This is a genomic window from Alphaproteobacteria bacterium, from assembly GCA_041396705.1.
GTDB lineage: Bacteria > Pseudomonadota > Alphaproteobacteria > CALKHQ01 > CALKHQ01 > CALKHQ01.
Map to the genome: position 1 here is coordinate 18653 of JAWKYB010000018.1, position 21059 is coordinate 39711.

Below are 21059 nucleotides of genomic sequence, written 5' to 3' on the forward strand. Positions count from 1 at the left end.
CGCACTGAGGCCTTGCGCCGTCGCGCGAATTCGCGCACATCCGCTGCCGTCATGGCAGAGATCAACTACCTTACCCGGATCGTGTTCGACGACGGCGCCGCCGCCCGCGTCGGTACCCTGTGCGGCGAACTCGGCATCGGCCGGGCGCTGGTCGTCACCGACGGCGGCATCGTGGCCGCGGGCCTGCTCGGGCGTGTGCTCGAGCCGCTCGGCGCGACCCATGCGGCGACCTTCGACCGCACGCCCAGCAACCCGACGGAAGCCGCCGTGCTGGACGCGCTCGCCGTCTATCGCGCGGCCGGTTGCGACGGCATCGTCGCCGTCGGCGGCGGCTCGTCGATCGACCTGGCCAAGGCCGTGGGCCTGCTGGCCACCCACGACGGACCGCTGGAGCGCTATGCGGCCATCCTCGGCGGCATCCCGCGGATCGTGCGGCCGACCGCGCCGCTGATCGCGGTGCCGACCACGGCCGGCACCGGCAGCGAGGTCGGACGCGCGGCGCTGATCACGCTCAGCGACGGGCGCAAGCTGGGCTTCATCAGCCCGCGCATGATTCCCGACATCGCGCTGTGCGACCCCGCGCTGACCCACGGCCTGCCGCGCGGGCTGACGGCGGCGACGGGCATGGACGCGCTGACCCATTGCATCGAGACCTTCCTGTCGCCGCGGGTGAACCCCCCGGCCGACGCGATCGCGCTCGACGGCGCGGCGCGGGCGATGGCCTGGATCGAGCGGGCGGTGGCCGACGGCGGCGATCGCGCGGCGCGCTGGCAGATGATGATGGCCTCGCTGCAGGGCGGGCTGTGCTTCCAGAAGGGCCTCGGCGCGGTGCACTCGATGTCGCACCCGCTGGGCGGGCTTGCCGCGCCGGTGCTGCACCACGGCACGCTGAACGCGGTGATCCTGCCGCCGGTGCTGCGCTACAACGCCGGCCACGCCGGCGACAAATACGCACGGCTGGCGCAGGCGATGCGGCTGCCGCCGGGGCAGGGCCTCGATGCCGCCATCGCCGCGCTGAACCGCCGGCTCGGCCTGCCGGCCAACCTGCGTGCGATGGGCGTGCCGGAGGCGGCGCTGCCGCGGATGGTGGACGGCGCGGTCGCAGACCACTCCACCGCCACCAATCCGCGGCCGCTGCAGAAGCCCGATTTCGAGGTCCTGTTCGCCGAGGCGATGGACACCGCCTGAGCGCTCCTGGGTGCCGGCTCAGTTGCCGCCGAGCGGCTGCAGCACGCCGGGATGGGTCAGAACACCGGACCAGGGGCCGGACCTCGTGTCGGCCTGGGTCTGCGAGCACATCGCCGTTCGCCCGGTCTCGATCAGGCCGGTGGCCGGGTTCTCTGCGTTGCAGGTCTTGTTCCACAGCGCCGAGCAACCGTAGCCGACGCTGTCGTAGATGCGCACGGCCGACATGTTGGCGGTTTCGCAGACGCATTCGCAGCGCACGCTCTCGGCCGGCTGGTCGTCGACCGCGAACGCGTGATCCGTGACGAGAACGACCGCCAGGGCCGCCAGCGCAAGACAGGCGGATGACCGTTGAACCAAGATATCACTCCTTCGTCGCAACCGGTGGCGTCGCGGCGCGGAAGCCGATGCCGGGAGGCCCGTTGGGTCCCGGTGCCCGCGATCCGGCCGCGCGCCCCGATCAGTTGCGGAAATTGCCGTTCAGCAGCGGCTGGAACACCTGCGGCGTGGACGGTGCGATGACGCCGGAATCCTGCAGGACGCCGGCATTGGCGCGGGACTGATCGCTGGGCCGTGTCGGCGAGCAGCCCCACAGCCGGCCGGTCTCGATCAGGCCGGTGTTCGGATTCTCGATGTTGCAGGTCTTGTTCTCCAGTGCGGCGCAGCCGTAGCCGACGCTGTCGTACTCGCCGTAGTAGCCCGAGTTCGCGGTCTCGCAGTAGCAGTCGCAGCGGGAACCGCCGCCCCCGACGTTGTCGAGGGCCAGCGCCGGCGACGCGGCGGCGATGGCAGCGACGGCGAGGCCGAAAAGTCCAACGAAACGCTTGCGCATGAAACGCTCCACTGACCCTGCCGATGCTGGATCGCATCGGCGGCAGTCATAGGGCGCGCGCCGCCTGAACAAGGTTCATTGCGCGGCTGTGATCGCGCTCACAGCGGCGTGGCACGACGGGGATCTCAGTCGGGGATCACCGCGGTGCATTCGATCTCGACCAGCGCGCGCGTCTCCAGCAGGCTCTTGACCTCGACCAGGGTCATCGCCGGATAGACCGCGCCGACGACCCGGCGGTAGGCGGCGCCGATCTCGGCGGTGCGGCGGGCGTAGTCGGCCTTGTCGACCACGTACCAGGTCATGCGCACCAGGTGCTCGGGTCGGGCGCCGCCAGCGGCGAGCACGGCGACGACATTGCGCAGCGCCTGCTCGACCTGGCCGGGCAGGTCGTCGGCCTCGAACCGCTCCGCGCTGGTCCAGCCGATCTGGCCGGCGACGAACACCAGCGTTCCGCGGGCGGCAACGCCGTTGGCATAGCCCTTGGGGCGCGGCCAGCCGTCCGGCAGCAGCGTCGCGTGGGGCATCAGGCTGCCGCCTCGCGCAGATAGGGCGCCATTCGCGCGCGCCAGTCGTCGGCAATCGGCTCCGGCCGGTGGGTGCGCAGCGAGGTGTGGACGTGCACGGTGCGCGCCAGCAGCCGGTGCTCGTCGCCGACGCGGCCGTCGAAGGCCAGCGCCAGGCTGGTGCGGCCGATGCGGTCGACGGACAGATGGATCGACAGGCACTCGCCCATGAACACCGGCCTGGCGAAATCGGCCTCGGTATGGGCCAGCGGCAGGCCTTCGCGCCGCACCGTAAGCAGGTCGGCATAGTCGATGCCCAGCCCGCGCGTAAACCAATCCTCAACCGCGTCGTTGAACAGTGAGAAGAAGCGCGGGAAATAGACCATCCCGGCCGGATCGCAGTGCGAGAAACGGATGGTCACATCGTAGCGGTGTGTCTGCATGCACAATCCTTGGCACGACCGGGCCGCCGCGGGCGATCGCAAAGGCGGGCTGGCGGGATGACGGCGCCGGACGACGGTCCCGACCACGTGTTGTACGAATTCGTGGCCATTGGCAACAACGTGCGCGTGGCGGCGGTCGACCCGCGCACGCTGGCCGAGGTGACCGTGGTCGGCCCCCAGCACGCGATCGAGATGCTGAAGCGCATCGCGCGGCGCAAGCTCGGCCGGGCCAACGCCCGCACTGCCGCGAAGCCGATGCCGACGCAATCGGGCTGGGACCTCTGAGTCCCGCCCACGGGCGTCCGCGGTATCCGAAAGGGCCGCAAACCGCCGTCGATTGAATCGCGATTGTCGCCATTACGGTCTTGTGACCCTTGCGGCGCTCGGCTAATCAAGGCCGAGGCTTGCGCCGCACGACGTCCCGCCGACAGAACAAGGGGCGCGCACGGCGAACCTGGGGGGCGGATGGAGAATTTTGTCCAGCAGCTGATCAACGGCACGACGCTGGGGGCTTTCTTCGGGCTGGTGGCGATCGGCTACACGATGGTCTACGGGATCATCGGGATGATCAACTTCGCCCACGGCGACATCTACATGATCGGCTCGTTCATCGCGTTCATCGGCATCGCGATCGCCGGATCGCTGGGGCTGCTGGGCGACGTGGGCGGCATCCTGCTGGCGCTGCTGCTGGTGCTGGCGCTGTCGATGGTGTTCACCGGGCTCTACGGCTGGTCGGTGGAACGGATCGCCTATCGGCCGTTGCGCGGGTCGTTCCGGCTGGCGCCGCTGATCTCGGCCATCGGCATGTCGATCGCGCTGCAGAACTACGTGCAGCTGGTGCAGGGCGCGCGGCCGCGCGCGCTGCAGCCGATCGCCAACGAATGGAGCGCACAGGCCGCGCAGTCCGGCGACACCGTGCAGATGGGCTTCGTGCTGATGACCCGCGACGACGGCTTCACCGTCGTGGTCAACTACCTGCAGATCTTCATCATCCTGGTCACGATCGCGCTGATGATCGGCTTCACGCTGATCATCACCCGCACCGCGCTGGGGCGCGCCCAGCGCGCCTGCGAGCAGGACAAGACCATGGCCGCGCTGCTGGGCGTCAACGTCGACCGCACCATCTCGATCACCTTCGTGATGGGTGCGGCGCTGGCCGCGGTGGCCGGCATGATGGCCGTGCTCTACTACGGCGCGATCGACTTCTACGACGGCTTCATCATCGGCGTGAAGGCGTTCACCGCCGCCGTGCTCGGCGGCATCGGCTCGCTGCCCGGCGCGATGCTCGGCGGGCTGCTGATCGGCCTGATCGAGGCGTTCTGGTCGGCCTATGTCTCGGTGGAGTACAAGGATGTGGCCGTGTTCTCGATCCTGGTCTCGGTGCTGATCTTCCGGCCGACCGGCTTGCTCGGCAAGCCGCAGATCGAGAAGGTCTGAGATGGCGGACGCAGCGGCGACCGCCGGCCGTCCGCCGGCCCGGCCGGTGGAATGGCCCGCTGTGCTGAAGGACGCGCTGATCATCGCCGGCGTCACGCTGGCGCTGGCGCTGCCGATGGTCGGCTTCGAGACCACGTCCAGCGTCACCGAGCGCGGCTGGCCGCTGCTGAACAACCGCATGACCGACGTGGTCGCCGCGGTGATCGCGGTGTTCGTCGGGCGCATCGGGCTGAACCTGGTGCGCCTGGGTATGGCCCTGCCGGTCGCGGTGCTGGCCTGGATCGTGTTCGCCGCCTTCCTCTTCAACATGCTGACCGACACGGTGCCGCTGTGGAACGAGGCGGTCGGCTGGCTGCTGGTGATCGGCGCATTCGTCGTCGCCTTTGCCGCCAGCTGGCGCGTGGCGACGCCCGGCGGCACCAGCTCGTCGGAGGTGATGGACCGGGTCGCCGCCGGCCTGCAGCGGTCGAACCGGGTGATCGGCCCCGTCGCACTGTTGCTGGCCCTGGCCTTTCCCTGGCTCACCGGGCTGGAGTCGTGGCTGGGCGGCGACGGCCTTCAGATGGACCGCAAGGCCATCGACCTCGGCGTGCTGCTGCTGACCTATGTGATGCTTGGCTGGGGCCTGAACATCATCGTCGGTCTCGCCGGGCTGCTCGACCTCGGCTATGTCGCCTTCTATGCCGTCGGCGCCTATTCCTATGCGCTGCTGGCGCTGCATTTCGGCTGGGGCTTCTGGGCCTGCCTGCCGCTGGCCGGCGTGTTGGCCGCGACCGCCGGCGTGCTGCTCGGCTTTCCGGTGCTGCGGCTGCACGGCGACTATTTCGCCATCGTCACGCTCGGCTTCGGCGAGATCATCCGGGTGGTGCTGCAGAACTGGTATTCGTTCACCAACGGCCCCGACGGCCTGTCCGGCATCCCGCGTCCCAGCTTCTTCGGCTACGTCTTCGACCGCGAACCGGCGGAAGGCGAGGTGGCCTTCCACCAGTGGCTCGGGATCGAGTTCGAGGGCGTGCACCGGGTGGTGTTCCTCTACTACCTGATCCTGCTGCTGGCGCTGATCACCAACCTGTTCACCATGCGCATCCGCCGGCTGCCGCTGGGCCGGGCCTGGGAAGCGCTGCGCGAGGACGAGATCGCCTGCCGCTCGCTCGGCATCAACCCGCGCAACACCAAGCTGACCGCCTTCGCCATCGCCGCCATGTTCGGCGGCTTCGCCGGCTCGTTCTTCGCCACCCGCCAGGGCTTCATCAGCCCGGAGAGCTTCACCTTCATCGAGTCCGCGCTGATCCTGGCGATCGTCGTGCTCGGCGGCATGGGCAGCCAGCTCGGCATCGTGCTGGCAGCGGTGCTGGTGATCCTGCTGCCGGAGTGGTTCCGCGAGCTCGACCAGTACCGCATGCTGGCCTTCGGCATCGGCATGGTGCTGATCATGGTGTGGCGGCCGCGCGGACTGCTCGCCCACCGCGAGCCGACCATCAGGCTGCACCCGCGCGGCACGCCGGGGGCCCGCGCGTGAACGGCGCCGACGTCGCAGCGCGCCCCGGCGTCACCGACCCGGCGGCGCAGCCGGCGGGGATGCAGGTCGATCCGCTGCTGATCGTCGAGCACCTGACCATGCAGTTCGGCGGCCTGGTCGCGGTCGACGACGTCTCGTTCACCGCCGGCCAGCAGCAGATCACCGCCATCATCGGCCCGAACGGCGCCGGCAAGACCACCGTGTTCAACTGCCTGACCGGCTTCTATCGCCCGACCTCGGGCCGGCTCAGCCTGCAGCGCCGCGACGGCGGCCACTACCTGCTGGAGCGGATGGAGGGGTTCCGCATCGCGGGCGAGGCAAGGGTCGCGCGCACCTTCCAGAACATCCGGCTGTTCCCGCAGATGTCGGTGCTGGAGAACCTGATCGTCGCCCAGCACAACAAGCTGATGCACGCCTCAAGCTTCACCGTGGCCGGGCTCATCGGCCTGGCGCGCTATCGCAATGCCGAGCGTCACGCGGTCGAACGGGCGCGCCATTGGCTGGACCGCACCGGACTGACCGAGCGCGCCGACTGGGATGCCGGCAACCTGCCCTATGGCGGCCAGCGGCGGCTGGAGATCGCCCGGGCGATGTGCACCGAGCCTGCGCTGCTGTGCCTGGACGAGCCTGCGGCTGGCCTCAACCCGCGCGAGAGCGCCGACCTCAACGAGCTGTTGCTGTCGATCCGCGACGACGACGGCATCGGCCTGCTGCTGATCGAGCACGACATGAGCGTGGTGATGGGCATCTCCGACCACGTCGTCGTGCTGGACTACGGCCGCAAGATCGCCGACGGCACCCCGGAGGCGATCCGCAACGACCCGAACGTGATCCGGGCCTATCTCGGCGAGGAGGAGAGCGAGCCGTTGCCGCCGCCGGTGGCCGCCGACCTGGCCATGCCGGAGGACGCGCGCGATGATGCTGCAGATCGAGGGGCTGCACACCTTCTACGGCCGCATCGAGGCGCTGCGCGGCGTCGACCTGGCGGTCGACAAGGGCGAGATCGTCACGCTGATCGGGGCCAACGGCGCCGGCAAGACCACCCTGCTGATGACGTTGTGCGGCAGTCCGCGCGCGGCGGCCGGCCGCATTCTGTTCGAAAGCCAGGACATCACCCGCCGACCGACCCACGAGATCGTCGCGATGGGCATCGCGCAGTCGCCCGAGGGGCGGCGCGTGTTCCCGCGGATGACGGTCTACGAGAACCTGCAGATGGGCGCGACGCTGGGCGACCCGGCCCATTTCGAGGCCGACCTTAATCGCGTCTACGACCTGTTCCCGCGGCTGCGCGACCGGCGCAACCAGCGCGGCGGCACGCTGTCCGGCGGCGAGCAACAGATGCTGGCGATCGGGCGCGCGCTGATGAGCCGGCCGCGGCTGCTGCTGCTCGACGAACCGTCGCTCGGGCTGGCGCCGATGATCGTGCGCCAGATCTTCGAGGTAATCGGCGAGATCAACCGCGACCAGGGCGTGACCGTGCTGCTGGTCGAGCAGAACGCGTTTCACGCGCTGCGGCTCGCCCATCGCGGCTATGTCATGGTCAATGGCCAGATCACGCTGAGCGGGACCGGGGCGGAGCTGCTGGCCAACCAGGAGGTGCGCGCCGCCTATCTCGAGGGAGGGCATTGAGCGTGCCGTCCGGCATCCAGTTCTATTTCGACGTGACCACGCTGATCGTGGTGACCGTGATCCTGTTCGGGTTCCTGGCCTTCATGACCGGGGCCTCGGTGGCGCGCGGCTGGGCGTCGCTGGGCCGGTTGGCGCTTTATTGCGCGTTGCTGGCCGTCGGCGAGCGGTTCATGGCGCACGCCATCGTCTGGGACCGCTTCTACATGATCCTGGACATCTTCTGGACCGACGAGGGCGTCTCCCTCGGTTTCGACGCCTATTATTTCGTCGCCCTGGCCAGCTGCCTGTTCTTCGCGTTCGTGGCCTACTATTCGACACGGGCTTCGCTGATGGTGCGCCAGTATCCCTGGCTCTATGAGCGCACCGGCCCGTTCGGCTGGCGGCATCGGGGCTGAGCGGTGGCGCCCGCGGCGCCGCCGGCGACGGCGGCACGGCGGGCCTGGGCGCCAGTTGCCAGTTCCGTCCGCCTTCGTGTAAGAGCCAGGGTCAGGGGCGCCGCGCGCGCCCGCGCGGCCGGCCCGATCCGGCGGCGTGCCAACAACCAGGGAGTGAGTGCTGATGCGTAGACTGTTGCTGTCGACGGCCCTCGTGGCCGTCACCGGCGCCTTTGCGGCGGCGCAGGCCGAGATCGTGATCGCGACCGCCGGCCCGATGACCGGCCAGTATGCCGCGTTCGGCGAGCAGATGCAGCGCGGCGCCGAGGCTGCGGTGGCCGACCTCAACGCCGCCGGCGGCGTGCTCGGCGAGCAGCTCGAACTGAAGATCGGCGACGATGCCTGCGATCCGAAGCAGGCGGTCGCGGTCGCCAACGACTTCGTCGGCGAGGGCGTGATCTTCGTCGCCGGCCACTTCTGCTCGGGCTCGTCGATCCCGGCCTCCGAGGTCTACGCGGAGGAGGGGATCCTGCAGATCTCCCCGGCCTCGACCAACCCGCAGCTGACCGAGAACGGCCGCTCCAACGTGTTCCGCGTCTGCGGCCGCGACGACCAGCAGGGCCAGGTCGCCGGCAACTACATCGCCGACAACTACGCCGGCGCCAACATCGCGGTGATCCACGACAAGACCGCCTATGGCAAGGGGCTGGCCGACGAGACGCTGAAGACGCTGGAAGGTCGCGGCATCAGCAACGTGATGTACGAGGCCTACACCGCCGGCGAGCAGGACTACACCGCGCTGGTGACCGCACTGAAGGACGCCGCGATCGACGTCGTCTATGTCGGCGGCTACCACACCGAGGCCGGCCTGATCCTGCGCCAGATGCGCGACCAGGGCATGTCGACCCAGCTGATTTCCGGCGACGCACTGGTCACCGACGAGTTCTGGGCGATCACCGGCGACGCCGGCGAGGGCGTGCTGATGACCTTCGGCCCCGACCCGCGCAATTTCGAGACCGCAGCGGCCGTCGTGGAGAACTTCCGGGCCGGCGGTTATGAGCCGGAAGGCTACACGCTGTACACCTATGCCGCGGTCCAGGTGTTCGCGAAGGCGGCGGAAATCGCCGGCTCCACCGACCTCGACGCGGTCGAGGCGGCCCTGCACGGCAACTCGTTCGAGACCGTGATCGGCACGCTGTCGTTCAACGACAAGGGCGACATCCAGCAGCCGGCCTATGTCTGGTATGGGTGGAGCGGCGGTACCTACGCCGAACTGCCGGCCGCCGGCGGCGCCGAGCTGTCGCTCGAAGCGTTGCTCGCTCGGATCGAGGAGCTCGAGGCACGGGTGTCCGCGCTCGAAGGCGCCCAGTAGGCCTGTCGGCCCGGTTTCGCCGGGCAACAAAAGCGAGGCGGCCTGGCGAGCAGATCGCCAGGCCGCTTTTATTTCTGCAGTGGTGCCCCCGGTCGAGCGATCGGCCGGCGCGCGCCGAAGCGATCAGGTCTTCGCCTTGCCGCGACCGCGCTTGGCGGTGGTGCGCGACTTGCCGAGCCCGATCTTCTTGGCGAACTCCGAGCGCTGGGCCGCGTAGTTCGGCGCCACCATCGGGTAGTCCGGCGGCAGGTCCCACTTCGCCCGATATTGCTCCGGCGTCATGTCGTAAGTGGTGCGCAGGTAGCGCTTCAACATCTTCAGCTTCTTGCCGTCCTCGAGACAGATGATGTAGTCCGGGCGCACGGAACGACGCACCGGCACCGCCGGCTTCTGCTGCTCCTGCTCTTCGGTCACCTGGGTGGTGTCGAGGCTGTTCAGCGTCTCGTAAACAGAGCGGATGATGTCGGGGACTTGTGCCGCGGGCAGGACGTTGTTGCGCAAATAGGCGCTCACGATTTCCGCCGTCATTGCCAGGTCGGCGCTACGATCCGCCTGCGCGGCAGGTTCATCAGCCATGGTCAGAAGGTTCCTTAGTAGTCGACGAGGTCAGGCAAGTGTCTATACGTCTTGATGTTCTCGTGTCAAACCACTTCTGGCGATATTTGCCGTTATGGTAAATCCGGATGCAGATGCGCAGTCGCGACCAGTGCAGGTTATTCACAGCGTGCCGCTGGAATTCGAATCTGGGCGAAATTGTGACACGATTTTAAGCAAAGCGTCGCCGACTGACGAACCGGACCGAGAATTGCGCCTGGATTGCCATCCCAGCGTGTAATCCGCACCGGTTACACTACAGCCGGTGGGATGCATTGCTTGCGGACGCCGCGGCCGCCGCAGTGTGCCGTTTCAGGTTTTCGCCCGCGGCGCGCTGTGTTAGGCAACCCCCGCCGGGCCGCCATCGCGCCCCTCCGCCAGGACGTCAACGATGAAGCCGATCGCCATCGCCAGCGACCACGCCGGCGTCGACCTGAAGCAGCGGATTGTCGACCATCTGCAGGCGGCCGGCCATGCCGTGGCCGACCTCGGCACGCACGGGGCGGACTCCGTCGACTACCCCGACTATGCGGCGCGGATGGCCCGCGCGCTCGGCGACGGCAGCAGCGAGCGCGGCATCCTGGTCTGCGGCAGCGGGATCGGCATCTCGATCGCGGCCAACCGCTTCGCCCATGTGCGCGCGGCGCTGTGCCACGATGTCACATCGGCGCGGCTATGCCGGGAGCACAACGACGCCAACGTGCTGGCGCTCGGCGCGCGGCTGGTCGGCGACGCCGTCGCGCTCGACTGCGTCGACGCGTTCCTCGCCACCGCCTTCGCCGGCGGCCGCCACACGCGCAGGGTCGACAAGCTGGCGGGCCTGCCGGGCCCTATCGAACAGGGAATGGACAACTGAACATCATGACCGCTACCGAACTGGCCGCGCAGGCCGCCCACTGGCTCGAGCAGGGCCCGCGACAGGACTCCGTCTCCGCGGTCGCCGCCGTGGACCCCGAGATCGCACGCGTGCTCGATGGCGAGCTGCGGCGCCAGCAGCAGGGCATCGAGCTGATCGCGTCGGAGAACATCGTGTCCGAGGCGGTGCTGGCGGCGCAGGGTTCGGTGCTGACCAACAAATACGCCGAGGGCTATCCCGGCCGCCGCTACTATGGCGGCTGCGAGGTGGTCGACATTGCCGAGCAACTGGCGATCGACCGGGCCAAGTCACTGTTCCGGTGCGGCTTCGCCAACGTGCAGCCCCATTCCGGCGCCCAGGCCAACGGCGCGGTCCTGCTGGCGCTGGTCAAGCCGGGCGACACCATCCTGGGGATGTCGCTGGCCGCAGGCGGCCACCTGACCCACGGCGCCCGCCCCGCGCTGTCGGGCAAGTGGTTCGAGGCGGTGCAGTACGGCGTGCGCCGGCAGGACGGGCTGCTCGACTACGACGAGGCGGCCGCGCTGGCCGAGCAGCACCGGCCGAAGCTGATCATCTGCGGCGGCTCGGCCTATCCGCGGCAGATCGACTTCGCCCGTTTCCGGCAGATCGCCGACAGCGTCGGCGCCTATCTGATGGTCGACATGGCGCACTTCGCCGGGCTGGTCGCCGGCGGGGCCCACCCCAACCCGATGCCGCATGCCCATGTGGTCACCACCACCACGCACAAGACGCTGCGCGGCCCGCGCGGCGGCATGATCCTGACCGACGACGAGGACCTGGCGAAGAAGATCAACTCCGCCGTCTTCCCAGGCCTGCAGGGCGGGCCGCTGATGCACGTGATCGCCGCCAAGGCGGTGTCGTTCCACGAGGCGCTGCAGCCGGCGTTCCGCGACTATGCCGCGGCGGTCGTCGCCAACGCCGGCGCGCTGGGCGAGGCGCTGGTCGAGTGCGGGCTGGACATCGTGACCGGCGGCACCGACACCCACCTGGCCCTGGTCGACCTGCGTCCGAAAGGCCTGACCGGCAACGTGGTCACCGACGCGCTGGGCCGTGCCGGCATCACCGTGAACAAGAACGCCGTGCCGTTCGACCCGGAGAAGCCGACGGTGACCTCGGGCATCCGCGTCGGCTCGCCGGCCGCGACCACGCGCGGGTTCGGGGTCGAGGAGTTCCGCACGGTCGGCCGGCTGATCGGCGAGGTGCTGGACGGCCTGCGCGGCGCGCCCGAGGGCAACCCTGCGGTCGAGGCGGCGGTGCGCGGCAAGGTGCTGGCGCTGTGCGCCCGATTCCCGATCTATGGGCAAGTTGTGTGAAGATAGGCGCCGGCGACTCGATTCGGCCTCCCGGAGAGCTATCGTATGCGATGCCCGTTCTGCGGTCATATTGAGACGCAGGTGAAGGATTCCCGGCCGACGGAGGATGGCGCCGCCATCCGCCGGCGCCGGTTCTGCATCAACTGCGGGGCACGCTTCACCACCTTCGAGCGGGGTCCCGGCTGCGCCGAACTGACCGTGATCAAGAAGAACGGCCACCGCGCCCCGTTCGACCGCGACAAGCTGGAGCGGTCGATCCACATCGCGCTGCGCAAGCGGCCGGTGGAGCCCGCGACCGCGTCGAGCCGCATCGTCAACGGCATCGTCCGCCGGCTGGAGAGCTCCGGCGAGTCCGAGATCAGCTCGGAGATGATCGGGGAGTGCGTGATGGACGCGCTGCGCAGCCTCGACCAGGTCGCCTATGTGCGCTTCGCGTCGGTCTACCACCAATTTCGGGAAGCGCGCGACTTCGAGGACTTCATCGATACCGAGTTCGCGCCGATCGACGTCGGTGACCGACGCCGACCTGGCATTCGACGCGCGCTTCATGCGCCATGCGCTGGCGCTGGCCGTGCGCAGCCTCGGCAACGTCGCCCCAAACCCTGCCGTCGGCTGCATTCTGGTCGCCGGCGGCGCAGTTGCTCGGCGTCGGCTGGACCAGCCGGGCGGCCAGCCACGCGAGACCCGAAGGCGCTGGCGCGGGCCCGCGCGATCGCGCCGGACCGAATCCAGGTGCCACCGCCTATGTCCAGCCTGGAACCGTGCAGCCACCACGGCCCGCACCCCGCCCTGTGCCGACGCGCTGGTCGCGGCCGGCATCGGTCGCGCGGTGGTGGCGATGGCGGACAGGACGGGCGCGTCGCCGGCAACGGCATCGCGCGGCTGCGTGACGCCGGCATCCGCGTCGACGTCGGCCTGCTGGCCGACGCCGCGGCAACGCTGAACCGGGGATTATCTGCTGAACTGCCCGCCGGCCGGCCGGTGGTGACGGTGAAGTCGGCCCACAACCTGGACGCGCGGATCGCGACCGCTGGCGGCGAGAGCCGGTGGATCACCGGCGCCGAGGCTCGCGCCCGCGGCCATCTGGCGCGCGCCGGCCATGACGCCATTGCCGTCGGCCGCGGCACGGCGGCGGCCGACGACCCGATGCTGGACTGCCGCCTGCCGGGCCTGGCCGGCGCCGCGCCGGTGCGCATCGTGTTCGACAGCGGCGCCGCCATCGCCCGCGGCTGCCGGCTGGTGCGGACCGCGCATGCGACGCCGACCTGGCTGATCTGCACCGCGCGTGCGCCGCAGGACCGGCTTGCGGCGCTGGAGGGTGACGGCGTCGTCGTGATGCGCAGCGCGGCCGGACCGGACGGCCGGGTCGACCCCGGAGCGGCCCTGCGCCTGCTGGCGGAGCGCGGCATCACCCGGCTGCTTATCGAGGGCGGCGGCACGCTGGTGGCCGCGCTGCTGCGCGCCGACCTGGTCGACGAACTGCACTGCCACCGCGCGCCGATCGTGATCGGCGCCGAAGGCCGCCCGGCGTTCGGCGGCCTCGATCTCGCCGGCCTGGCCGCGGCCCCGCGTTTCGTCGCGGCAGAAAGTGCGGCGGCCGGCGACGACAGGCTGGAAGTCTTTCGCCGACGGCGATAAGTCACGCCGATGTACACGGGCATCATCACCGATATCGGCCGGGTGCGGAAGATCGTGCCGGGCGGCGTCACCCGCTTCGAGGTCGAGACCGCCTACGACACCGCGCGGATCGCGCTCGGCGCCTCGATCGCGCTGAGCGGGCCCTGCTTCACCGTGGTCGACAAGGGTACGGGCTGGTTCGCCGTCGAGGCCTCGCGCGAGACGCTGGACCTGACCACCGCGGCGGCCTGGGCGGTCGGCACCCGGCTGAACCTGGAGCGCTCGCTGACGGTCGGCGCGGAGATGGGCGGCCACTATGTGACCGGCCATGTCGACGGCACCGCCGTCGTGGTCGGCCGCGAGGCCGACGGCGACAGCCAGCGCTTCCGTTTCCGCGTCGCCCCGGCCCTCGGCCGGTTCATCGCCGCCAAGGGCAGCGTGGCGCTCGACGGCGTCTCGCTGACCGTCAACGAGGTCGAGGACCGGCGCGACGGCACCACGGTGTTCGGCGTGAACATCATCCCGCATACGCTGGCCCACACCACCTTCGCCGATCGCGCGGAAGGCGACCGGGTCAACGTCGAGGTCGACATGCTGGCCCGCTATGCCGCCCGGCTCGGCACCGCCGACCGCGCGCTCCTGCCGCCCATTGCCACCGGCGGGTCGGCCGACTAAGGTCGCGTCCCGTCCCGCGGAGCCCGCTCGCATGGCCGACAAGCCCCACATCCTCATCGTCGAGGCCTTGTTCTACAAGGACATCGCGGCAGCGATGCACGCCGGTGCGGTGCGCGCGCTGGAGGCCGCCGGCGCGACCTGGGAGAGCGTCGACGTGCCGGGCGCGTTCGAGCTGCCGGGGGCCATCGGCATGGCCGCGCGCGGTGCGGCCACCGGCGTCGGGCCGGCGTTCGACGGCTATGTCGCACTCGGCTGCGTGATCCGCGGCGAGACCAGCCACTACGACTATGTCTGCGAGCAGGCCGCGCGCGGCCTGCAGGACCTGGCCCTGACCGCCAGCCTGGCGATCGGCTTCGGCGTGCTGACCTGTGAGAATGGCGATCAGGCGCGCAGGCGGGCCGACCCCGACGGCAGCAAGAACGTCGGCGGGCGCGCGGCCGAGGCGTGCCTGCGCATGGTCGCGCTGCGCAAGACCTTCGGGCTCGACGATGACGACTGAGCCGGAGGCGTCTGCGGACCGCCCGAAGCGCCAGCGGCGCGCGCGCACCACCGGCCGCCTCGCCGCGGTGCAGGCGCTGTATCAGATCGACGTGACCGAAGCCGACTCCGAGGCGGTGATCGAGGATTTCGTCGCCCACCGGCTGCAGGAGGCCGTGGACGGCGTGCAATATCGCGCGGCCGACCGCGAGCATTTCGAGCGCGTGGTGCGCGGCGTCTCGCTGGTACGCGACGACGTCGACGACATGCTGAGCGCGGTGCTGGCCGAGGGCTGGACCGTCCCGCGGCTGGAGCCGCTGCTGCGCGCGATCATGCGCGCGGCCGCGTTCGAGATCGCCGACCTGCCCGACATCCCGGTGCGCGTGGTCATCGGCGAGTATCTGGCCGTCGCCCACGCCTTCTTCACCGAGCGCGAGCCGGCGATGGTCAATGGCGTGCTCGATGCCATCGCGCGGGCGCTGCGGCCCGAGGAACTGGAGGCGGGCGCGTCGGACCGGCCCGCCGCCGACTGAGCGGCGGACGCAACGATGGACGAACCGCGCGGCGAGTTCGACCTGATCGAGCGGTTCTTCCGGCCCCTGGCCGGGCCGGGGGCGCTGGCGCTCGCCGACGATGCCGCCGTCCTGCCGCCGCCGCCCGCGGGCACCGACCTGGTGGCGACCTGCGATACCATGGTGGCCGGCACCCATTTCCTCGACGCCGACCCGGCGGACGCCATCGCCCACAAGCTGCTGGCGGTGAACCTGTCCGACCTGGCCGCCATGGGCGCCGATCCCGCCCACTACCTGCTGGCGACCAGCTGGCACGCTGTGCCGCCCGACGCCTGGCTGGAGCGCTTCGCCGCCGGCCTCGGCGCCATGCAGCGCGATTACGGCATCCTGCTGGCCGGCGGCGACACCACCCGCACGGCCGGTCCGCTGACGCTGACGCTCACCGCCCTCGGCACGGTGCCGCACGGCCAGGCGCTGCGCCGTTCGACCGCCCGCCCAGGCGACCTGGTCTTCGTTTCCGGCACCATCGGCGACGCAGCGCTGGCGCTGCGCCTGGCCGGGACCGGCGTCGCCGCCGACCTGGTCGGGCTGGCGCAGCTCGTCGCCCGGCTGCAGCGGCCGACGCCGCGGCTGGCGCTCGGCCGCGCCCTGCGCGGCGTCGCCAGCGCGGCGATGGACGTGTCGGACGGCCTGGTCGGCGACCTCGGCCACATCGTCGCGCAGTCGGGCTGCGGGGCGGAGCTGCGCGCCGCCGCCATTCCGGTGTCCGACGCCGCCGCCCGGCTGCTGGCCGACGAGCCCGACCTGATGGCGGACGTGCTCGGCGGCGGCGACGACTACGAGCTGCTGTTCACGGCGCCGCCGGCGCGGCGCGACGACGTACTGCGCGCGGCGGCTGCGGCGGCCACGCCGGTGGCCGAGATCGGCCGGATGACCGCGGCCGGCGGCGTGACGGTGCTCGACCGCGACGGCGCGCCGCTGTCGATCCAGCGCACCGGCTTTCGCCACTTTTGATTTACCCGATGTTGAGGCTGGCGGGCCATGGTGGTCGACGGACCACGGACCGCACTGCCGATGAAGAAGAAAAAGCTCATGCTGGGCCTGCCGATCCTGCTGATTGCGGGCGGGGCAGGGGCCTACATGACGGGTCAGCTCGACCCGCTGCTCGGCGTCGAGCCGCCGGCGGAGGAAGAGCCCGCGGTCGATCCGAACCTGCCGCCGACCGGCACCGTGTTCACCGAGATCAAGGATCTCGGCGTATCCGTCATCCGCAACGGCCTGGACTACGAGGTGGTCTATGTCGACCTGGCGCTGGAGGTGACGGCGGAGGCGGGGCCGCTGGTCGATCACCACTGGCCCAAGTTGCTCGACAGGCTGACCCTGGCGCTGCGCGAGCTGTTCACCTATCGCTCGGAGCGCGGCCTGCCGCCGATCGACACCGAGGAGATGAAGGGCGTGATCCTGCGCGTGGCGCGGCACATGTTCGGCGACGGCATGATCGTCGACGCCCACCTGATTGCCGACTGGGTGCAGGAGCCCGGCACCTGAGGCCGGCCCGGCCGCGCCTATTGACCGCGCGGACCCTGCCGGGGAAAGGCCAACTGGGCGAACAGCGCCTCGACCGCGTCGTTGAACGTCAGCGCCGGGTTCTGCACGCACCAGTCGCGCAGGAATTCGAGCTGGTGCGCGTGATCGAACCCCAGCGGCTGCAGGTCGACCACCGCCGCATCGGCCTGGGCCAGCACCAGGTTGCGGTGGCTCATGTAGCCCAGCGCCCAGTGCAGCATGCCCTGGAAGCTGGTCCAGTAGGCGGTCTCCGCGTCCATGCCGATCGACTGGTAGTAGCGGAAATTGATGGTGAAGCGCTGGTTCACCGCCGCGCAGGACATCACGCCCAGCCCGGCGACCTCGGACGGACCGTCCGGCGGCAACGGCGCGACCGGGCCGCTGCTGGCCACCGCGGGTGCATCGAGCGGGTCGGGTTCCCCGGAATCCGCCTGCTGGCCGGCCGCCGTTGCGGCGATTCCGAGCTGGGCGACAAGCGCGATGGCTGCTCGCAGGGCGGACATGATCGGCCTAGATCTGGTTGCGGCACACACGGGGGACGGCCCTTCGGCCGGCACGCACCGATTCGGCAGGTCCAGGTATAGTCGATCCGCCGCCGGCGTTGGAGGAAGAAACGCTCATCCGCCCGTCATGGTCGCCGGGCATGTGCCGGCGGCAGGTGGCGGCGCCACCCGGTAGACTAGCGGCTGGCCGCCGGCTGCGCCGCGGTCGCCGGCAGCCCGGCCCAGCGGGCCAGCGCCTCGTTGGTCTGCGGGCCGACCACGCCGTCGATCGTGCCGGCATAGAATCCCAGCTCGGTCATCCATTCCTGCCACTTCCGGCCCATCGCCGGGTCGATCTCGATCGAGCGGCGGACATCGCCCAGCGCCTTCTCCGGCTCGCCGATCTGGCGATAGGCCATGGCCCGGTTGGCATAGAGCGAAGCCCAGTTCGGCGCCAGCGCCAGCGCCGCGTCATAGGCCTGGATCGCCGGCAGGTAATAGCCCAGCCGCGCGTATGCGTACCCTTGATTATGCAGCGCGATCGCTTCGTCGGTGTTGGCGGCGCTGCCCTGCCAGACCGACAGCGGGGCATGGGCCTGCTGGGCGAAGGCCTGCTGGCCGGCCGCAACGGCCACGGCCAGGACCACGGCGGCCTGCAGCCGCAATCGACGGGTGCGCGGGTTCGATCGCGTCATTTTTCCTACACTCGACTCTCGTAGTTACCGGTTGACGGTGGCGCAAATGCGACGAAAGGTCAATTTGCGAAGCCGCCATGATGTCGTATGGCCCGCCGGCCACGGATTGTTGCACTGCGGCATCGATTCTGGCAATGTCCGCGCGCTCCGCGATGGAGTTCGCGTCGCACATCCCGCCAGGCAACGCGCGCAATCGCCAAATCGTACAGCAGCGAGGGATAACGGGTTATGACGGTGGCCTATTGGTTGGTCATAGTGTTCGGTCTGATGGCCATCGCATACGGCATCTACACGGGCCGTGTGGTCCTGTCGTCGAGCGCGGGCACCCAGCGCATGCAGGAGATTGCGGGCGCGATCCAGGAGGGGGCGCGCGCCTATCTCAACCGCCAGTACCTGACCATCGGGATCGTCGGCGTCGTCATCTTCGTGGTGGTGACGTTCCTGCTGGGCATCTGGGTCGGCATCGGCTTCCTGGTCGGCGCGATCCTGTCGGGCCTGGCCGGCTATGTCGGCATGCTGATCTCGGTGCGCGCCAACGTGCGCACCACCGAGGCCGCACGCCACGGCCTGGCCCAGGGGCTGGACATCTCGTTCAAGGCCGGCGCGATCACCGGCATGCTGGTCGCCGGCTTCGCCCTGCTCGGCGTGACCATCTACTATGGCGTGCTCGAGCTGTCGTCGGTGGCGGACCGCACGATGATCGACGCGCTGGTCGCGCTCGGCTTCGGCGCCTCGTTGATCTCGATCTTCGCGCGTCTCGGCGGCGGCATCTTCACCAAGGGCGCCGACGTCGGCGCCGACCTGGTCGGCAAGGTCGAGGCCGGCATCCCGGAGGACGACCCGCGCAACCCGGCCGTGATCGCCGACAACGTCGGCGACAATGTCGGCGACTGCGCCGGCATGGCGGCCGACCTGTTCGAGACCTATGCCGTCACCGTGGTGGCGACCATGGTGTTGGCGTCGATCTTCTTCCTCGGCGCGCCGGAACTGCGCCTCAGCGCGATGCAGCTGCCGCTTGCGATCGGCGGCGTCTGCATCCTCGGCTCGATCGTCGGCACCTTCTTCGTCAAGCTCGGCGCTTCCAACAACATCATGGCGGCCATGTACAAGGGATTCGCGGTCGCTGCCGCGATCTCGCTGGTCGGCATCGCGGTCATGGTCTGGATCACGATCGGCTTCGGCGCGCTGGAGGGCCTGGGCGGCACCACCGGCTTCGAGCTGTTCCTCTGTGCCGTGATCGGCCTGGTCGTCACCGGCCTGATCATGTGGGTGACCGAATACTACACCAGCACCAGCTTCCGTCCGGTCCGCTCGGTCGCCAACGCATCGACCACCGGCCACGGCACCAACGTGATCCAGGGTCTCGCCATCTCGATGGAGGCGACGGCGATCCCGGCGATCATCATCTGCGCCGCCATCCTGGCCACCTATCTGCTCGGCGGCCTGTTCGGCATCGCCATCGCGGTCACCTCGATGCTGGCGCTCGCCGGCCTTGTCGTCGCGCTCGACGCCTATGGCCCGGTGACCGACAACGCCGGCGGCATCGCCGAGATGGCGGAACTGGAAGACGACGTCCGCAAGACCACCGATGCGCTGGACGCGGTCGGCAACACCACCAAGGCGGTGACCAAGGGCTATGCCATCGGCTCGGCCGGCCTCGGCGCGCTGGTGCTGTTCGCGGCCTACACCTCCGACCTGACCTACTTCGCCGGCAACGCGTCGGAGGAGCTGTACAGCTACTTCCAGGGCGTCACGGTCAACTTCTCGCTGAGCAGCCCCTATGTGGTGGTCGGCCTGCTGGTCGGCGGCCTGCTGCCCTACCTGTTCGGCGCGATGGGCATGACCGCGGTCGGCCGTGCCGCCGGCTCGGTGGTGCAGGAGGTCCGGCGCCAGTTCAAGGAAATCCCGGGCATCATGGAAGGCACCGGCAAGCCCGACTACGGGCGCGCCGTCGACATGCTGACCCGGGCGGCGATCCGCGAGATGATCGTGCCGTCGCTGCTGCCGGTGCTGGCCCCGATCGTGCTGTTCCTGATCATGCTGGGCATCGGCGGCAAGGAAGCCGCGTTCTCGTCGCTCGGCGCGATGCTGCTGGGCGTGATCGTCACCGGCATGTTCGTCGCGATCTCGATGACCGCCGGCGGCGGCGCCTGGGACAACGCCAAGAAGTACATCGAGGACGGCAATCTGGGCGGTAAGGGCTCCGAGGCGCACAAGGCCGCGGTGACCGGCGACACGGTCGGCGATCCCTACAAGGACACCGCCGGCCCGGCCGTCAACCCGATGATCAAGATCACCAACATCGTCGCCCTGCTGCTGCTGGCGGTGCTGGCGCACTGACCCCGCGCCACGGCGCGCACCCGACAGGCCCGGCCGCCCGCGCGGCCGGGCCTTTTCTTTGCCGTGCCGCGGAAAAGCCGCCGTTGCTCCGCACCCGTGCCGACTTAAGGCGATAACAACCCGCCGACGGCATCATCGCGCCGACAACACGAATTGGCAGACATGGGAGCAAGCCAATGGCACGCTACAAGGACGAGGTCGCGGTCGCGGCCATCACGCCGCACCTGCAGGACGGCGAGCGCCTGGTCAACTTCGCCTATGGCGTGAAGCAGCCGCATATCGGGCTGATCATCGGATTGTGCGCGCTGGCCGTGCTGCCGGGCGTGATCGCGGTCGCGCTGCTGACCAAGGAATATCTTGTCGCGCTGACCGACCGCCGCTTCGTCGTGCTGCGCGTCAAGGGCGGCAAGGCCGAGGTGCTGGAGGTGCTGGAATACGACCGCGATGCGATGCCGGCGGTGGAAGCCAAGACCGGCGGCCTGTTCACCCACATCCGCATCCGCGACGACGCCAAGCCGTTCATCGCCAAGTTCCACCGCATGGGGATGAAGGAGAACCGGCGCCACTGCCAGGAGATCGAGGCTGCGCTGGCCGGCGCCGCCGCATAGGCCGACGGC

General features: G+C 69.9%; 24 protein-coding genes and 2 pseudogenes. 19 read left to right on the plus strand and 7 right to left on the minus strand.

The window, feature by feature from the left end; genetic code table 11:
- The first annotated feature begins 51 nt into the window (after positions 1–51).
- Positions 52–1188 (plus strand): iron-containing alcohol dehydrogenase, encoded by a 1137-nt coding sequence (locus R3F55_21815; GenBank protein ID MEZ5670022.1) that lies wholly within the window; start codon positions 52–54, stop codon positions 1186–1188.
- Positions 1189–1206: 18 nt separating this feature from the next.
- Here the strand turns inward: R3F55_21815 and R3F55_21820 are convergent, their stop codons facing one another.
- The 4 genes from R3F55_21820 to R3F55_21835 form a co-directional block, all read right to left on the minus strand.
- Positions 1207–1545 carry a hypothetical protein gene (locus tag R3F55_21820; protein MEZ5670023.1) on the minus strand — a complete coding sequence of 113 codons (339 nt, stop codon included), beginning with the start codon at positions 1543–1545 and terminating at the stop codon, positions 1207–1209.
- A 100-nt stretch (positions 1546–1645) separates the two neighbouring features.
- The gene (locus R3F55_21825; protein MEZ5670024.1) at positions 1646–2017 is read right to left on the minus strand and encodes a hypothetical protein; all 372 of its coding nucleotides are present in this window, start codon (positions 2015–2017) and stop codon (positions 1646–1648) included.
- 125 nt (positions 2018–2142) lie between these two features.
- Positions 2143–2541 carry a RidA family protein gene (locus tag R3F55_21830; protein MEZ5670025.1) on the minus strand — a complete coding sequence of 133 codons (399 nt, stop codon included), beginning with the start codon at positions 2539–2541 and terminating at the stop codon, positions 2143–2145.
- Complete coding sequence (locus R3F55_21835; protein ID MEZ5670026.1) at positions 2541–2963, minus strand: thioesterase family protein; 423 nt, start codon at positions 2961–2963, stop codon at positions 2541–2543. Before R3F55_21835 ends, R3F55_21830 begins: the two co-directional genes overlap by 1 nt.
- Positions 2964–3020: 57 nt before the next feature.
- Between R3F55_21835 and R3F55_21840 the strand changes: the two genes are divergently transcribed.
- The 7 genes and pseudogenes from R3F55_21840 to R3F55_21870 all read left to right on the plus strand — a co-directional run bounded on the left by R3F55_21840 (position 3021) and on the right by R3F55_21870 (position 9294).
- Positions 3021–3248 (plus strand): hypothetical protein, encoded by a 228-nt coding sequence (locus tag R3F55_21840; GenBank protein ID MEZ5670027.1) that lies wholly within the window; start codon positions 3021–3023, stop codon positions 3246–3248.
- A 180-nt stretch (positions 3249–3428) separates the two neighbouring features.
- Positions 3429–4400 carry a branched-chain amino acid ABC transporter permease LivH gene (locus R3F55_21845; protein MEZ5670028.1) on the plus strand — a complete coding sequence of 324 codons (972 nt, stop codon included), beginning with the start codon at positions 3429–3431 and terminating at the stop codon, positions 4398–4400.
- A gap of 1 nt (position 4401) precedes the next feature.
- Complete coding sequence (livM, locus tag R3F55_21850) at positions 4402–5919, plus strand: high-affinity branched-chain amino acid ABC transporter permease LivM (GenBank protein ID MEZ5670029.1); 1518 nt, start codon at positions 4402–4404, stop codon at positions 5917–5919.
- 59 nt (positions 5920–5978) lie between these two features.
- Positions 5979–6818, plus strand: a pseudogene (locus tag R3F55_21855) (ATP-binding cassette domain-containing protein).
- Positions 6819–6837: 19 nt separating this feature from the next.
- Positions 6838–7548 (plus strand): ABC transporter ATP-binding protein, encoded by a 711-nt coding sequence (locus tag R3F55_21860; protein MEZ5670030.1) that lies wholly within the window; start codon positions 6838–6840, stop codon positions 7546–7548.
- Positions 7545–7943: a hypothetical protein gene (locus R3F55_21865; GenBank protein MEZ5670031.1), complete on the plus strand. Its 399-nt coding sequence runs from the start codon at positions 7545–7547 to the stop codon at positions 7941–7943. The genes R3F55_21860 and R3F55_21865 overlap by 4 nt, the downstream gene beginning before the upstream one ends.
- A 163-nt stretch (positions 7944–8106) precedes the next feature.
- Positions 8107–9294 (plus strand): branched-chain amino acid ABC transporter substrate-binding protein, encoded by a 1188-nt coding sequence (locus R3F55_21870; protein ID MEZ5670032.1) that lies wholly within the window; start codon positions 8107–8109, stop codon positions 9292–9294.
- A 123-nt stretch (positions 9295–9417) separates the two neighbouring features.
- On the opposite strand, the gene R3F55_21875 is transcribed toward R3F55_21870, so the two are convergent.
- Positions 9418–9870, minus strand: a complete 453-nt coding sequence (locus R3F55_21875; protein MEZ5670033.1) for a MucR family transcriptional regulator — start codon at positions 9868–9870, stop codon at positions 9418–9420.
- A gap of 409 nt (positions 9871–10279) precedes the next feature.
- On the opposite strand from R3F55_21875, the gene rpiB reads away from it, so the two are divergent.
- From rpiB to R3F55_21920, 9 genes and pseudogenes are all read left to right on the plus strand, one after another.
- Entirely contained in the window at positions 10280–10744 is a 465-nt protein-coding gene (rpiB, locus tag R3F55_21880) for a ribose 5-phosphate isomerase B (GenBank protein ID MEZ5670034.1), read from the plus strand.
- Positions 10745–10749: 5 nt separating this feature from the next.
- Entirely contained in the window at positions 10750–12078 is a 1329-nt protein-coding gene (gene glyA, locus R3F55_21885) for a serine hydroxymethyltransferase (GenBank protein MEZ5670035.1), read from the plus strand.
- 45 nt (positions 12079–12123) lie between these two features.
- Positions 12124–12567 (plus strand): annotated as a pseudogene (gene nrdR, locus R3F55_21890) (transcriptional regulator NrdR).
- Positions 12568–12822: 255 nt separating this feature from the next.
- Complete coding sequence (ribD, locus tag R3F55_21895) at positions 12823–13716, plus strand: bifunctional diaminohydroxyphosphoribosylaminopyrimidine deaminase/5-amino-6-(5-phosphoribosylamino)uracil reductase RibD (GenBank protein MEZ5670036.1); 894 nt, start codon at positions 12823–12825, stop codon at positions 13714–13716.
- 9 nt (positions 13717–13725) lie between these two features.
- Positions 13726–14370, plus strand: coding sequence for a riboflavin synthase (locus R3F55_21900; protein ID MEZ5670037.1), 645 nt, complete (start codon positions 13726–13728; stop codon positions 14368–14370).
- A 31-nt stretch (positions 14371–14401) separates the two neighbouring features.
- Entirely contained in the window at positions 14402–14869 is a 468-nt protein-coding gene (gene ribH, locus R3F55_21905; GenBank protein MEZ5670038.1) for a 6,7-dimethyl-8-ribityllumazine synthase, read from the plus strand.
- On the plus strand, positions 14859–15380 hold the full coding sequence (gene nusB, locus R3F55_21910; GenBank protein MEZ5670039.1) for a transcription antitermination factor NusB: 522 nt from the start codon (positions 14859–14861) through the stop codon (positions 15378–15380). Before ribH ends, nusB begins: the two co-directional genes overlap by 11 nt.
- A gap of 15 nt (positions 15381–15395) precedes the next feature.
- Positions 15396–16373 (plus strand): thiamine-phosphate kinase, encoded by a 978-nt coding sequence (gene thiL, locus R3F55_21915; protein ID MEZ5670040.1) that lies wholly within the window; start codon positions 15396–15398, stop codon positions 16371–16373.
- A 60-nt stretch (positions 16374–16433) separates the two neighbouring features.
- Positions 16434–16907: a hypothetical protein gene (locus R3F55_21920; protein MEZ5670041.1), complete on the plus strand. Its 474-nt coding sequence runs from the start codon at positions 16434–16436 to the stop codon at positions 16905–16907.
- A 17-nt stretch (positions 16908–16924) separates the two neighbouring features.
- On the opposite strand, the gene R3F55_21925 is transcribed toward R3F55_21920, so the two are convergent.
- Positions 16925–17428, minus strand: coding sequence for a hypothetical protein (locus R3F55_21925; protein ID MEZ5670042.1), 504 nt, complete (start codon positions 17426–17428; stop codon positions 16925–16927).
- Positions 17429–17604: 176 nt separating this feature from the next.
- Positions 17605–18102, minus strand: coding sequence for a tetratricopeptide repeat protein (locus tag R3F55_21930; protein ID MEZ5670043.1), 498 nt, complete (start codon positions 18100–18102; stop codon positions 17605–17607).
- A gap of 228 nt (positions 18103–18330) precedes the next feature.
- Between R3F55_21930 and R3F55_21935 the strand changes: the two genes are divergently transcribed.
- Together R3F55_21935 and R3F55_21940 are read left to right on the plus strand one after the other, a co-directional pair.
- The gene (locus R3F55_21935; GenBank protein ID MEZ5670044.1) at positions 18331–20442 is read left to right on the plus strand and encodes a sodium-translocating pyrophosphatase; all 2112 of its coding nucleotides are present in this window, start codon (positions 18331–18333) and stop codon (positions 20440–20442) included.
- A gap of 176 nt (positions 20443–20618) precedes the next feature.
- A complete protein-coding gene (locus tag R3F55_21940; GenBank protein MEZ5670045.1) occupies positions 20619–21050 on the plus strand; it encodes a hypothetical protein in 432 nt (143 codons plus the stop codon).
- The last annotated feature ends 9 nt before the right edge of the window (positions 21051–21059 follow it).

Bases quoted from the DNA above. Each gene is read 5' to 3' on its own strand.
- R3F55_21815 (MEZ5670022.1), top strand. From the start codon at position 52: ATGGCAGAGATCAACTACCTTACCCGGATCGTGTTCGACGACGGCGCC.
- R3F55_21825 (MEZ5670024.1), bottom strand. From the start codon at position 2,017: ATGCGCAAGCGTTTCGTTGGACTTTTCGGCCTCGCCGTCGCTGCCATC.
- R3F55_21830 (MEZ5670025.1), bottom strand. From the start codon at position 2,541: ATGCCCCACGCGACGCTGCTGCCGGACGGCTGGCCGCGCCCCAAGGGC.
- R3F55_21835 (MEZ5670026.1), bottom strand. From the start codon at position 2,963: ATGCAGACACACCGCTACGATGTGACCATCCGTTTCTCGCACTGCGAT.
- R3F55_21840 (MEZ5670027.1), top strand. From the start codon at position 3,021: ATGACGGCGCCGGACGACGGTCCCGACCACGTGTTGTACGAATTCGTG.
- R3F55_21845 (MEZ5670028.1), top strand. From the start codon at position 3,429: ATGGAGAATTTTGTCCAGCAGCTGATCAACGGCACGACGCTGGGGGCT.
- livM (MEZ5670029.1), top strand. From the start codon at position 4,402: ATGGCGGACGCAGCGGCGACCGCCGGCCGTCCGCCGGCCCGGCCGGTG.
- R3F55_21860 (MEZ5670030.1), top strand. From the start codon at position 6,838: ATGCTGCAGATCGAGGGGCTGCACACCTTCTACGGCCGCATCGAGGCG.
- R3F55_21870 (MEZ5670032.1), top strand. From the start codon at position 8,107: ATGCGTAGACTGTTGCTGTCGACGGCCCTCGTGGCCGTCACCGGCGCC.
- R3F55_21875 (MEZ5670033.1), bottom strand. From the start codon at position 9,870: ATGGCTGATGAACCTGCCGCGCAGGCGGATCGTAGCGCCGACCTGGCA.
- rpiB (MEZ5670034.1), top strand. From the start codon at position 10,280: ATGAAGCCGATCGCCATCGCCAGCGACCACGCCGGCGTCGACCTGAAG.
- glyA (MEZ5670035.1), top strand. From the start codon at position 10,750: ATGACCGCTACCGAACTGGCCGCGCAGGCCGCCCACTGGCTCGAGCAG.
- ribD (MEZ5670036.1), top strand. From the start codon at position 12,823: ATGTCCAGCCTGGAACCGTGCAGCCACCACGGCCCGCACCCCGCCCTG.
- R3F55_21900 (MEZ5670037.1), top strand. From the start codon at position 13,726: ATGTACACGGGCATCATCACCGATATCGGCCGGGTGCGGAAGATCGTG.
- ribH (MEZ5670038.1), top strand. From the start codon at position 14,402: ATGGCCGACAAGCCCCACATCCTCATCGTCGAGGCCTTGTTCTACAAG.
- nusB (MEZ5670039.1), top strand. From the start codon at position 14,859: ATGACGACTGAGCCGGAGGCGTCTGCGGACCGCCCGAAGCGCCAGCGG.
- thiL (MEZ5670040.1), top strand. From the start codon at position 15,396: ATGGACGAACCGCGCGGCGAGTTCGACCTGATCGAGCGGTTCTTCCGG.
- R3F55_21920 (MEZ5670041.1), top strand. From the start codon at position 16,434: ATGAAGAAGAAAAAGCTCATGCTGGGCCTGCCGATCCTGCTGATTGCG.
- R3F55_21925 (MEZ5670042.1), bottom strand. From the start codon at position 17,428: ATGTCCGCCCTGCGAGCAGCCATCGCGCTTGTCGCCCAGCTCGGAATC.
- R3F55_21930 (MEZ5670043.1), bottom strand. From the start codon at position 18,102: ATGACGCGATCGAACCCGCGCACCCGTCGATTGCGGCTGCAGGCCGCC.
- R3F55_21935 (MEZ5670044.1), top strand. From the start codon at position 18,331: ATGACGGTGGCCTATTGGTTGGTCATAGTGTTCGGTCTGATGGCCATC.
- R3F55_21940 (MEZ5670045.1), top strand. From the start codon at position 20,619: ATGGCACGCTACAAGGACGAGGTCGCGGTCGCGGCCATCACGCCGCAC.